The organism is Cohnella nanjingensis, assembly GCF_014212125.1.
Classification (GTDB): Bacteria; Bacillota; Bacilli; order Paenibacillales; family Paenibacillaceae; genus Cohnella; species Cohnella nanjingensis.
The window spans coordinates 1-11,505 of record NZ_JACJVP010000015.1 but is presented as its reverse complement, the minus strand read 5'-3'; the positions used below and the strand labels follow the sequence as shown (position 1 = coordinate 11,505).

Genomic DNA, 11,505 nt, shown 5'->3' with positions numbered 1-11,505 from the left:
GTCGGCGTTGGAGGTCCGGAGATCTGGGGATCCGGAGATCTGGGGATCCGGAGGTCTGGCGGTCTGGCGGTCTGGGGGACTGGAGGTCTGGAGGTCCGGAGGTCTGACAAATCTATGATGACGGAACAATAGGTGCTTAGAATGTCAGAATGTCCGCTTACCGCCAAATAAGAATCCGATAGGCCATGTCGATTTTATCGTTGCAGCTCGTAAAGGCCGGATTCGCCGCTGTGCGATCCTTTTAGCCTGTCGCAATTTTCATAATAGCCTGTGACCTGGTAAGGTCATGCGTGTTTTTTGGCGAAGGACTGTATGGATTCCCCCTTCTTCATCGTTAGGTTAGCGAATCTTTCATTTTGCGCTTAGGAGTGAACTGGTCATGTTGCAGCGATTGGAGCATATGCAGATTCCGGTCCGGAACCTGGATCGGGCGATCGGCTGGTATCGGGAGCGTCTGGGCTTCCGGCAGAACGGCGGAGGCGAGGGGCAGGGAATCGCGTTCCTCACGCTGCCGGAAGGGCCGATGCTGATGCTGTGGGAGACGGCCGACGAGGGGCGCGCGCATTTCACGGTGAACGGCGTGGACTTCCCCGTCCTGCTCTACCGGACGGATCGGATTCACGAGCTGCACCGGACGTTGACCGAGCAGGGGACGAGCATTCAATGCTATCAGAACGAAGAGTTCGGCTGGGTGCTGAAGTTCTACGATCCGGACGGCAATCTGTGGGGCGCCCTGCAGATGAACGAGGAGGCGGCGGAGTAGCATGTTCGACCGCATCGACCGGGTGTTCCTGCCCGTCCGCAGCGCGGCGGCCGCCGAAGCTTGGTATGCCGGGGAGTTCGAATTCCAGGTGGCGGAGCGTCGCGGCCGGGAGACGGACCTGCGCATCGGGGACGGGGAGGCGCTGCTCACGCTGATCGAGACGGCGCCGCATGCGCCGCTCGGCTTCCTGCACGAGGGGGGACACGTGCCCTGCTACAACTTCTACACGCATTGGGAGGACCTGCACGCCGACTGGCTGCACGCGCGCGGCGTCCGGACTACCGAAGCGATGAACGTGCCGTATATGAACGTCTGCGAGATGTTCGACCCGGACGGCAACGCGATCGGCATCTGCCACGAGAAGGCCGAATCCCTGTATCACACGCGGCATGACGGAGCGCTGCCGCCGATGTTCCACCGGGTGCTGGCCGTCTTCATCCCGGTGCGCGATCTGGACGCGTCGATCCGCTGGTACGTGGAGACGCTGGGCTTCACGCTGCACCACCACTGGGGGCAGGGCGCGGATCTGAAGGTGGGGGACGGAGAGACGATCGCCACGATGATCGTCATGGATCCGGACGTTCACCGGGGCGCGCTGCGAACGGCGGGCGAATCGCCCTACTATTCGCTGCGGACGCCGGATCTAGGTAGCGCATACCGGACGCTGCGCGAGCGGGGCGTCGCCGCCGAACGGCGCGAAGCCGAGCCCGGCGGTCTTCTGCGGTTCCACGTGCGATCGCCGGAAGGCGTCGTCATCCGCGTGACGGAACAGTCGCCGGCGCTGGTGACCGCGGGATAGCGAGATGGCCGGTGCGGCCGCGGCAGCCGTACATCGCGCATACAGGGCACCGAATCGCCGTGCAGAATGGGCAAGGGCCCGAGGCCGCGACGAGGAACCAGCGCTGCTTGCGCGCAAGAGAAGAGTTGGAGCAAGAGGAGCGGGCGGCGACCGAATGGATCTACAACGAAAGAATTTACAAAGCCGCTGACGTTAAACCAATCCCCAAGGAGGTTCGCGCATGATCGCCAAAACGGAAGTCGTATGGAAGGACACGTTCCACGCCGTCGGTCTAAAGGTTCCATTCCAGCCCTCGAACGTAATTCTGCCATCCGAGAACGAGCTCTCCAAGCTATGGATCCGATTCAATCCGCGCGCGGGCGAGATCAAGGGATGCGACGGCAAGTGTTATGGCCTATGCCTGTTCCCGCCGGGATTCAAGCCCGGGGATACGTTCGACTATCTGGCCGGGGCAGGAGTTCGCGCGATCGAGGACGTGCCCGAAGGCATGACCGCGGAGACGGTGGCCGGCGCGCTCTATTGCGTCGTCACCCGTCAGGGGACGATCGACGAGTTGGGGGAGACGTTCCGCTACTACTGGGAGGAGTGGCTGCCGAGTTCGGCGGATTACGAGGCGACCTGCGGCGCGGAGGTGGAGTTGTACGACGAGCGGTACCGCGGCAACGAAGACGCTGCGTCGATCATGGAACTGTGGTTCCCCGTGAAGCGCAAGCGCGAAGCCCCGATCGAGAACCGGATCGGCAGCGCGATCGTGCACGTGACGGATCTGCGGCGCTCCGCGGAATGGTACAGCCGGCTGCTGGGGCTGCCGATCCGCGAGGAGCGATTGAACGGCGGTCCCGTCTACTGGTTCGATCTGCCAGGCACGGGCTTGCTGCTGGACGACAATTCGGGCAACCGGCGCGATCCGGCGTGGCGGGAGGACATGAAGCCGCGATTCATGCTGCCGGTCTCCGATATCGACGACGCCTATGCCTACATTCGGGAGCGGGCGGAGATCATCGGCGGCGGCCCGCATCGCTTCGAAGGGATGGCTTACTTCAACTTCCGCGATCCCGAAGGCAACGCATTGATGGCTTGCCGGAGCGAGCATGCCGAGGAGGACCCGGCGCTGGCCGAGACGGAGAGCCCGGTGCTGGGACGCATCGGAGGCGTATTCGTCGACGTGAGGAAGATGGAGAGCGCCGCCCGCTGGCATTCGGAGCTGTTCGGGCTGCCGTTCAAGCCGCAGGAGGCGGAGCAGTCGATCTATTCGGTGCCGATGCGAAGAGGCGCTTCCCTGCTGCTGGACGACAACCGGGCGCGAAGGGGAGAGACGTTCCGCATCCTGTTGATGTTCGATACCCGAGACATCCGCGCCAGTTACGACTTTGTCCGGACGTTGGGTTACGAGGCGTTCGGCGAGATCGAGGAACACGGCGACGTCGCCTTCTTCTCCGTCCGCGATCCGGACGGGAACCTAATCATGATCTGTCAAGGGGAGGCTTAATCGATGGGCAAGCAGATCGGAAGCTCGCTAACGGTATTCACGGTCTCGGACCTGGCGCGGTCCAAGCAATATTACCGGGAGGTGCTCGGCTTCGACGTCACCGACTGGTGGGCGGAGCGGGACGGCCTCCAAGGCCTCGCGTTGAAGCTCCATCAAGCGCCTGCCGGGTTCGGCGTTCGGCCGAACCCGCCTCAGCCCGGAGACGACGTCGGCGTCGACGTCTACGCCTATGTGACGGACTGGGCGGCGCTGGATGCGCTCTATGCCGAATTCCGGGCCAAGGGCGCGACGATCGCGCGCGAGCCCGCCGTCTTCGCGGACGGCGGTCCCTGGAAAGAGTTCATCGTCGCCGATCCGGACGGGTATCATCTGGCGTTCGGCGGCATCGACGGCGGAAGGACGCATAGCAGCTACGATCCGCACATCGACTCGGTCATCGTATGGGTGCGGGACCTGGATGCGGCCGTGGCGCGCTACAGCCAGCTGTTGGGGATCGAGGTGCGGGAGCAGGACCGGTACGGCCACCTTCATCTGTTCCGCTTGGACAACGGCACGCACCTGATGCTCGATTCGAACGGCATGGCGGAGGTGCCGATCCCCGAGCGCGGCGGTCCGCTGTTCAAGGTGAGCGCCGTCGACATCGACAAGGCCAAGGACGAAGCGGTACGGCTCGGCTTTGAGGTCGTCTATGGCATTGCGCGGCTTCCGTCGGTTTCTTTCTTCAACATCCGCGACGCGGACGGCAATCTCATCACGGTCAGCCAAGATCATCTCGAATCCTAGGAGGAGACAAATGGAGATTACGATTGTAGAGAGACCCGCCTTGCAAGCCGTGGTGCTGAAGATCCCCCGCGACGGGAGCGAGGTCAGGCGGGCCTGGAAGATCGTTCATGCGGCCATGGCCGACCATCCGGCGCTCGCGAACCGCGAATACGGTCTCGTCTTCATCCCGGAGTGGCAGTGGGAGACGGAAGTGACGACGCTGTGGGTGGGCGTGGAGGTGCGGTCGCTGGAAGGGTTGCCGGGCGGCTTCGAGACGATCTCGATTCCCGCGCGCAAGTATGCCAAGGTGACGGTCGTCGGCAATCGGCAGCGTATGGATGAAACCTACGGCTCCCTGTTCGAATGGTTCGACCGAGGCGAATATGAGCGGGACGTCTCGGAGGGCTCCCTCGGCTTCGAGGAGAATCGTCTCCATCCGGTGAATCCGTTCGACATTCCGGCGGACGAGATTGCTTTCTTCGACTACGACATCTACGCGCCGATCGCGGGCCGTCGGGGGGAACGCGCATGATCTCGACGGCTTATCCCGGCATCGTCGCCGCTGAGGTCCGCCAGTTGCCGCAGCTGACATTCGTCGGCGGGGAGATCGAGATCGAACGTCCGCGCGTCGTGCCCGAGCAGGCAATCCCGGCGTTGTGGGAAGCGCAGATGCGCCGTATCCGCGAGCGGATCGGACCGGACGGCGCTTTTCCGGTGACGTACGGCCTTTATCGATACGAGCCGCCCTTCGGACCCGGACAGGACTTTCTCTACCTGGCTTCGATCGAAGCGCGGGGCGATGCAGACGAGCCTGACGGCTGGATTCGCAGGACCGTTCCGGCAGGCGCGTACGCCGCCGTCACTTATCGCGGCGCGCAGAACGGCATGATGCAGATCTGGGACTTTTTCCACCGGGAATGGTTGCCAGCGAATCCAGCTTACGAAGCCGTGGACGACTACGAATTCGAACGCTTCGATGCCCGGTTCCAAGGGACGCACTCACCGGATAGCGTCTTCGAATTTTATTTCCCCATCCGCGAACGCAAGCAGGCGGCCCAATTGACGGAGAAGACGGTCTACGACGCCAAGGGCAATCACATTCTCCAAGACTTGCGCGAGACGAACGTTCGCATGGTCAGCTTTCAGGGGGCCAATCTCCATGGCATCGATCTGCGCGACGCGTCGCTGCGGCACGTGAACTTCGTAGGCTCGCGATGGGAGCATATCTACTTCGCCAATGCGCACGTGAATGAGACGCAGCTGGGCGGCACGGTGTTCGAGCACATTCGCCGCCCCGCTGCGGCGCAGAGCATGCTGGAGGAGGAGCCGGGGACGGACGACTGGGTCAACGTCGAGCCGGTCACGTTCCGCGACAGCGATCTCGGGACGGCGATTTTCGACCGCTGCGACTTGTCGGACGTCGAGATCCGCGATTGCCGGATCGACGGTCTCCGCATCGACGGGATTCTGCTGACGGAGCTTCTCGAACGTTACCGGCGCGACGGGAAATAACGCCGGAAATCGTCCGAATCCCGCGCCAGACGAACGGCGAACCCGCCTCTTGAGGCGGGTTTTCGCTTTTGCATGTTCGCGCCCGCCCCGATATAATAAGGACAACATGCGGGGAACCGCGTTCACGAGAGGAATTAGGGCACGATGAACGATTCGCAGATCAGCCTCACGTACGTCTGGGAGGCGCGCTCGGAAGCGGACACGGTTCGCTTCGCCGAACGGTTGGCGGCGCTGTCGCAGCCGGGGACCGTCTTGGCGCTCGACGGCGATCTGGGCGCAGGGAAGACGAGATTCGCCCAGGCGTTCGCCCGGGGACTTGAAGTGCCGGGACTGGTGAACAGCCCGACGTTTACGATCATCAAGGAATACGAAGGCGGGCGTCTGCCTTTCTATCATATGGACGTATACCGACTCTCGACGGCGGAAGCGGACGAGCTCGGGCTGGAAGAGTATTTTGAAGGCGCGGGGGTGTCGCTGGTCGAGTGGGCGTCGCTGATCGAACCGCTGCTGCCGCCCGAACGGCTCCACATCGGCATCGCGCTGACCGGCCCCGATTCGCGGCGGTTGACAGGCAGGCCGATCGGCGCGCGCTATGAAGCTTGGTGCCGCGAACTGGGCATGCGACCGATCGGGGAGGAGGAGTCCGAGACATGAACGAGAGCAACCGGGAACCGACGCTGCTCGCTTTTGATACGTCTACCGGGACGTTGGCCGTCTCGCTTTATCGGGACGGACATGTCGTAGATGCGACGCAGTCGTTCACGGAGCGGAACCACTCCGTGCGCATCGTGCCGGAGATCCGGGAGATGCTGCGCCGCAACGGCACAGGGAAGGAAGAGATCGACGCGATCGCGGTCGGGCGCGGGCCCGGCTCCTACACCGGCGTCCGCATCGCGGTATCGGCGGCAAAGACGCTCGCTTGGACGTGGGACAAGCCTCTCGTCGGCGTCTCCAGCCTGGAAGCGCTGGCGCTGGGCGCCTGGCAGCGGCTCCGGCAGGAGGCCGATCCGCTAGGGAGACCCGCGTGGATCGTGCCGATCATGGATGCGCGGAGAGGACAGGTCTACGGGGCGCGCTTCCGCGCTGTCGCTGCCGGGGCCGGCGACGTCTTGGCGGCCGGCGCATGGGCGCGTGCGGACGAGGACGGGATCCGACTGATCGGCGAATGGTCGGAGGTCTTGTCGGCGCGGGCGGCGGAAGCCGGCGCGTCGCTATGGTTCGTCGGCGAGACGACTCCGTTCGAAGCCGAGCTCGCGAAGCTGGAGCATGCGAAGACGGTGCCCTTCGCGATGGACGGCGGCGCGATCGGACCGCTCGCCGCGGACCGGCTGCGGCGCGGGATGACGGACGACGTCCATGCCTTCGCGCCCAACTACACCCAGCAGACCGAAGCGGAAGCGAAGCTGCAGGCGAGCGAGGCGGAGAGAACGAGATGACGAGACCAACGAACGCCACCGTGTTCCGGGCGATGACGCTGGACGATATCGGTACGATCGTCGCGATCGAGCAGGAATCCTTCACCGCCCCGTGGACGGCCGAGGTTTTCCACAACGAACTGATGCAGAATCTGTTCGCCAAATACATGGTCATGGAACGAGACGGCGCGGTGCTCGGATACGGAGGCATGTGGCTGATCGTGGACGAGGCGCACGTCACCAATATCGCCGTTCGCGAAGCGTACCGCGGCCAAGGGCTCGGCGAGCGCCTGCTCCGCGAGATGATGAAGACGGCCCATTGGCTGGGCGCCCGCCGCATGACGCTCGAAGTCCGCGTCACCAACGAACGCGCCCAGCGGCTGTATCGCAAGCTGGGCTTCAGCCCGTCGGGCCTCCGTCCCGGCTACTACTCGGACAACCAGGAGGACGCCCTCATCATGTGGGCGGACTTGGTTCCGGACGTCTGGGCGGACCCGGCGGCGACCGGCACTTCGGAAGGAGAACCGTATGACCGATAAAGACTACCTGATGCTGGCGATCGAGACGAGCTGCGACGAGACGTCCGTGGCGATCGTGCGCGGCGGGCGCGAGGTGCTCGCGAACGTCGTCTCCAGCCAGATCGAGACGCATCGCCGCTTCGGCGGCGTCGTGCCGGAGATCGCTTCCCGCAAGCATGTGGAGAGCATCACGCTCATTCTGGAAGAAGCGTTCGCCAAGGCGGGCGTCGGACGAGGCGACATCGACGCGGTGGCGGTCACCCAAGGCCCCGGTCTCATCGGGGCCTTGCTCGTCGGCGTCGTGGCGGCCAAGACGCTCGCGATGGCGCTGGATGTGCCGCTCATCGGCACCCACCATATCGCGGGCCATATCTACGCGAACCGGCTGATCGGCGAGATCGTCTATCCCGCCCTCGCGCTGGTCGTATCCGGCGGCCATACCGAGCTCGTGCTGCTCGAGCGCGAAGGCGTCTTCCGCATCGTCGGACGGACGCGCGACGACGCGGTCGGCGAAGCGTACGACAAGGTGGCGCGCGCCCTCTCCTTCCCTTATCCGGGCGGACCGTACGTCGACAAGCTCGCGCAGGCGTCGGAGGAGGAAGTGGAGCTGCCGCGCGCCTGGCTCGAGCCGGATTCGTACGACTTCAGCTTCAGCGGGCTCAAGTCCGCGGTGCTCGCCGAGATCAACCGCGCGAAGATGAAGGGCGAGGAGTTGGCGCAAGGCGCGCTGGCGAAAGGCTTCCAGGCGTCGGTCATCGACGTCGTGACGACCAAGGCGATGCGCGCGGCCCAAGCGTTCGGCGTCCGGCAGATGCTGCTGTGCGGCGGCGTGGCGGCGAACCTTGGCCTGCGGGAACGGCTGACGGCGCTCTGCGCCGATGCGGGGCTGCCGCTGCTCATCCCGCCGCCGTCGCTCTGCAGCGACAATGCCGCGATGATCGCGGCCGCGGCCGACCTGAAGTGGCGCCGGCGCGCGTTCACGCCGCTGGACATGGTCGCATGGCCGCAGCTGTCGCTCGAGGAATGGTCGGTTCAGGACTAATGCCGTCTTTCGCAAAAACGTTGGCGCAATGAATTGACAGATGCGATACCGGAGAATATAATGAATACCAATCGAACAACTTGAAACGCGATGATCAGGATCAGTAGGGACATACCGGCATCAGAGAGCTGCGGGTCGGTGCGACGCAGCGGATGGGAACCCCGAACTCGCCTGGAAGCGGATCTGCGGAACGACGCATGGGAATCAGGCGTCCAGTACCCAGCTACGGCTAACCCCCGTGATCGGGTGCGGCAGCGACCGAATGGACGGCTGCCGCGCGAGGTGGACCTTCTTTCCCGGCGTACCGGGCGAAGATCGTCAACGAGAGTGGTACCGCGGTAGGCCGATCAGCCCGCCGTCTCTTAGGAGACGGCGGGCTTTGTGCATTTATCGGCTTGCCTCCCATACATCCATATCGAATGAACGCGATGAACAGGAGCAGTAGGAATGGCCCCGGGATCAGAGAGCTGCGGGAAGGTGCGACGCAGCCGAAGGGCCTCCGAACTCGCCTGGGAGCGGATGCGCGGAAGGGCGGGCGTGAGCGATCACGCGATATCGCCTGCGTACGCGCCGTACGGCTGGCCCCCGATACAGGGCGCTCGCGGGCAGCAGGCCGTTCGGAAGGCCTGCCGCCCGCGCACGAAGCGGGAGCGCGTCCGTCGTCCGAACGACGGCAGCTCCAACAAGAGTGGTACCGCGGCGGCTCGAATCCAAGCCCGTCGTCTCTTACACAGGGAGACGACGGGCTTTTTGTCGTCTCCGACACCCGACGCCCGCGACACCCGGGGCGGCACCGTGCCAAGAGGCAGGGCCGCACCCCTAATTTCTTGGAGACTGAACATTCGGAAGATTTCGACAATAACCCATCTGGAGGCTGAATCCCTATGACTACCCAACGACGCATTCAAATCTTCGATACGACGCTGCGCGACGGCGAGCAGGCGCCCGGCGCTTCGCTGAAGCCGGAACAGAAGATCGTCCTCGCCCGCCAATTGGCGAAGCTCGGCGTAGACGTCATCGAGCCGGGCTTCGCGATCTCGAGCCCCGGCGAATTCCAGGCGATCCAGCAGATCTCCCGCGAGCTGCAGGAGACCGAGATCTGCGGCTTCGCCCGCTGCGTCCGGGCCGACATCGACGCGGCGGTCGCCGCCACGCAGGACGCCGCGCGCCGCCGTCTGCACCTGTTCATCTCCGCTTCACAGATCCATCTGGACTTCCAGCTGCGCAAGACGCGGGAGCAGGTGATCCAGGACGTGCGGAATATGATCGGCTACGGCAAGCAATCGGTTGAGCAGATCGAATTCTCCCCGATGGACGCTTCCCGCGCCGACCGGGACTTCCTATACCAGATCATCGAAGCGGCGATCGACGAGGGCGCGACGATCATCAACATTCCGGATACGCTCGGCTACGCGCTGCCGGAGGAGTTCGGCCCGCTGTTCTCCGACGTCCGGCGCAACGTCCGCGGAGGCGACCGCGTGATCTACAGCACGCACTGCCACAATGACCTGGGGTTGGCCGTGGCCAATAGCCTGGCGGCGATCCGGCACGGCGTCACGCAAGTCGAAGTGAGCGTGAACGGCGTGGGCGAGCGGGCCGGCAACTGCGCGCTCGAGGAGCTGGTCATGGCGATCGAGACGCGGGGAGCGTCGCTGGGCGTGGAGACCGGGATCCGCTCCTCCGAGATCTTCGAGACGTCCCGCATGGTCAGCCGGGCGATGCACTTCCCGATCTCTTTCAACAAGCCGATCGTGGGCCGCAACGCCTTCCAGCACGAATCGGGCATCCACCAGGACGGGCTGCTCAAGAACCGCAACACCTACGAGATCATGGATCCCGAAGCGATGGGCATCCCGCGCAGCATGATCATCCTCGGCAAGCATTCCGGCCGACACGCGATCAAGCACCGGGTCTCCGAATACGGCGTCAAGCTGCAGGACCAAGAGCTCGACGACGTCTACGCGCGCTTCAAGGAGAAAGCCGACGAGACGAAGATCGTGACCGACGACGTGCTGCTGCAGCTGGTCGGCGAATCGACGCAGATCGCCGTCGAGCCTTATGCCTTGGTCGATCTGCAGGTGCTGGCCGGTTCGAACCGGTCCCGGATCGCGTCGGTGACGATCCGCACGACGGAGGATGGAGCAGAACGGACGTATACGGGAGCCGGGGAAGGTCCGCTGGAGGCGGTCATCGGCTGCATCCGCGACGCGATTCCGGTCGAAGCGGTCTTCGAGGATTTGGAGCTGCACTCGTTGTCTACGGGCGAAGACGCGTTCGGGGAAGCCGTCGTGACGGTGGTGCATGGCGGTCAGCGCTACCGGGGTACGGCCATTCATCGGGATATCATCCTGGCGGCCGCCAGAGCCTACGTAGCGGCGAGCAACAGCGCCGCGATGGCCGATCGCACGCGCATCGCCGGAAGCGCGGAAGCCGCGAACCAATAGACAATGAAAGGGATGTGGACAAAGTTATCCACATCCCTTGTGTATAGTGGGGATAAAGCCGTCGAGTCGTTGGGAGAGTAAGCGCACCGTTCCGTTGAAAAAGGGGACGGATTTTTCACTCGAATGCTGTGGACAGTGTGGAAAACGGGGACAATGCGAAATGCCGTTGTCCCGCTCTCCTTCAGCTGATCTTCCAAGCGCGGCAGAGCAAGAAAAAAGACGGCGCGCCGAAGGCATTCCCCTTATTTCCATTCGCTCCCTGCTGTGGACAACGCTGTGCATAAGGCGAAACGAACATAAACGTTAACCCTTCACCCGATTCCGGCCGAACCGAAGCGCGTCCGAGCGCCGGATTCGATACGATCCCAGGTCACAGGCTATAATGAAAATTGCGAACAGGCTAAAAGGATCGCACAGCGGCGAATCCGGCCTTTACGAGCTGCAACGATAATATCCACATGGCCTATCGGATTCTTATTTGGTGGTTAGCGGACATTCTGACATTCTAAGCACCTATTGTTCCGTCATCATAGATTTGTCGGACCTCCGGACCTCCGGACCTCCGGACCTCCGGACCTCCAGACCTCCGGACCTCCAGACCTCCAGACCTCCGGACCTCCAGACCTCCAGACCTCCAGACCTCCAGACCTCCAGACCTCCAGATCTCCCAATCCCCAGACCTCCAGACCTCCAACGCCGACCGAACAGTTGTAAATGTACAACTTTTTCCGTAGTATGATCTTCATATCGATCAATAAGTT

11 protein-coding genes and 1 pseudogene are annotated in these 11,505 nt (G+C 63.5%); 11 read left to right on the top strand and 1 reads right to left on the bottom strand.

Annotation, left to right across the window (positions count from 1 at the left end):
- Positions 1–379 precede the first annotated feature (379 nt).
- From H7C19_RS10190 to H7C19_RS10140, 11 genes are all read left to right on the top strand, one after another.
- Positions 380–763: a VOC family protein gene (locus H7C19_RS10190; protein WP_185142548.1), complete on the top strand. Its 384-nt coding sequence runs from the start codon at positions 380–382 to the stop codon at positions 761–763.
- Between the two features lies 1 nt (position 764).
- Positions 765–1,562 carry a VOC family protein gene (locus H7C19_RS10185; RefSeq protein ID WP_185142547.1) on the top strand — a complete coding sequence of 266 codons (798 nt, stop codon included), beginning with the start codon at positions 765–767 and terminating at the stop codon, positions 1,560–1,562.
- A gap of 220 nt (positions 1,563–1,782) precedes the next feature.
- Positions 1,783–3,051 (top strand): VOC family protein, encoded by a 1,269-nt coding sequence (locus H7C19_RS10180; protein ID WP_185142546.1) that lies wholly within the window; start codon positions 1,783–1,785, stop codon positions 3,049–3,051.
- Between the two features lie 3 nt (positions 3,052–3,054).
- On the top strand, positions 3,055–3,834 hold the full coding sequence (locus H7C19_RS10175) for a VOC family protein (RefSeq protein WP_185142545.1): 780 nt from the start codon (positions 3,055–3,057) through the stop codon (positions 3,832–3,834).
- A 10-nt stretch (positions 3,835–3,844) separates the two neighbouring features.
- The gene (locus H7C19_RS10170) at positions 3,845–4,345 is read left to right on the top strand and encodes a GyrI-like domain-containing protein (protein ID WP_185142544.1); all 501 of its coding nucleotides are present in this window, start codon (positions 3,845–3,847) and stop codon (positions 4,343–4,345) included.
- Positions 4,342–5,325: an effector binding domain-containing protein gene (locus tag H7C19_RS10165; RefSeq protein WP_185142543.1), complete on the top strand. Its 984-nt coding sequence runs from the start codon at positions 4,342–4,344 to the stop codon at positions 5,323–5,325. Before H7C19_RS10170 ends, H7C19_RS10165 begins: the two co-directional genes overlap by 4 nt.
- A 144-nt stretch (positions 5,326–5,469) precedes the next feature.
- Positions 5,470–5,979 carry a tRNA (adenosine(37)-N6)-threonylcarbamoyltransferase complex ATPase subunit type 1 TsaE gene (gene tsaE / locus H7C19_RS10160; protein WP_185142542.1) on the top strand — a complete coding sequence of 170 codons (510 nt, stop codon included), beginning with the start codon at positions 5,470–5,472 and terminating at the stop codon, positions 5,977–5,979.
- Positions 5,976–6,761 (top strand): tRNA (adenosine(37)-N6)-threonylcarbamoyltransferase complex dimerization subunit type 1 TsaB, encoded by a 786-nt coding sequence (gene tsaB / locus H7C19_RS10155; protein WP_185142541.1) that lies wholly within the window; start codon positions 5,976–5,978, stop codon positions 6,759–6,761. The genes tsaE and tsaB overlap by 4 nt, the downstream gene beginning before the upstream one ends.
- Positions 6,758–7,279, top strand: coding sequence for a ribosomal protein S18-alanine N-acetyltransferase (gene rimI, locus H7C19_RS10150; protein ID WP_185142540.1), 522 nt, complete (start codon positions 6,758–6,760; stop codon positions 7,277–7,279). Before tsaB ends, rimI begins: the two co-directional genes overlap by 4 nt.
- Positions 7,269–8,300: a tRNA (adenosine(37)-N6)-threonylcarbamoyltransferase complex transferase subunit TsaD gene (tsaD, locus tag H7C19_RS10145; protein WP_185142539.1), complete on the top strand. Its 1,032-nt coding sequence runs from the start codon at positions 7,269–7,271 to the stop codon at positions 8,298–8,300. The genes rimI and tsaD overlap by 11 nt, the downstream gene beginning before the upstream one ends.
- Positions 8,301–9,184: 884 nt before the next feature.
- On the top strand, positions 9,185–10,744 hold the full coding sequence (locus H7C19_RS10140; protein WP_185142538.1) for a 2-isopropylmalate synthase: 1,560 nt from the start codon (positions 9,185–9,187) through the stop codon (positions 10,742–10,744).
- Positions 10,745–11,271: 527 nt separating this feature from the next.
- Here the strand turns inward: H7C19_RS10140 and H7C19_RS34245 are convergent.
- A pseudogene (locus tag H7C19_RS34245) lies at positions 11,272–11,505 on the bottom strand (hypothetical protein); the annotation flags it as partial.

Coding starts and splice junctions, on each gene's coding strand:
- H7C19_RS10175 (WP_185142545.1), top strand. CDS start 3,055: ATGGGCAAGCAGATCGGAAGCTCGCTAACGGTATTCACGGTCTCGGAC.
- H7C19_RS10165 (WP_185142543.1), top strand. CDS start 4,342: ATGATCTCGACGGCTTATCCCGGCATCGTCGCCGCTGAGGTCCGCCAG.
- H7C19_RS10180 (WP_185142546.1), top strand. CDS start 1,783: ATGATCGCCAAAACGGAAGTCGTATGGAAGGACACGTTCCACGCCGTC.
- H7C19_RS10170 (WP_185142544.1), top strand. CDS start 3,845: ATGGAGATTACGATTGTAGAGAGACCCGCCTTGCAAGCCGTGGTGCTG.
- tsaB (WP_185142541.1), top strand. CDS start 5,976: ATGAACGAGAGCAACCGGGAACCGACGCTGCTCGCTTTTGATACGTCT.
- H7C19_RS10140 (WP_185142538.1), top strand. CDS start 9,185: ATGACTACCCAACGACGCATTCAAATCTTCGATACGACGCTGCGCGAC.
- tsaE (WP_185142542.1), top strand. CDS start 5,470: ATGAACGATTCGCAGATCAGCCTCACGTACGTCTGGGAGGCGCGCTCG.
- H7C19_RS10185 (WP_185142547.1), top strand. CDS start 765: ATGTTCGACCGCATCGACCGGGTGTTCCTGCCCGTCCGCAGCGCGGCG.
- H7C19_RS10190 (WP_185142548.1), top strand. CDS start 380: ATGTTGCAGCGATTGGAGCATATGCAGATTCCGGTCCGGAACCTGGAT.
- rimI (WP_185142540.1), top strand. CDS start 6,758: ATGACGAGACCAACGAACGCCACCGTGTTCCGGGCGATGACGCTGGAC.
- tsaD (WP_185142539.1), top strand. CDS start 7,269: ATGACCGATAAAGACTACCTGATGCTGGCGATCGAGACGAGCTGCGAC.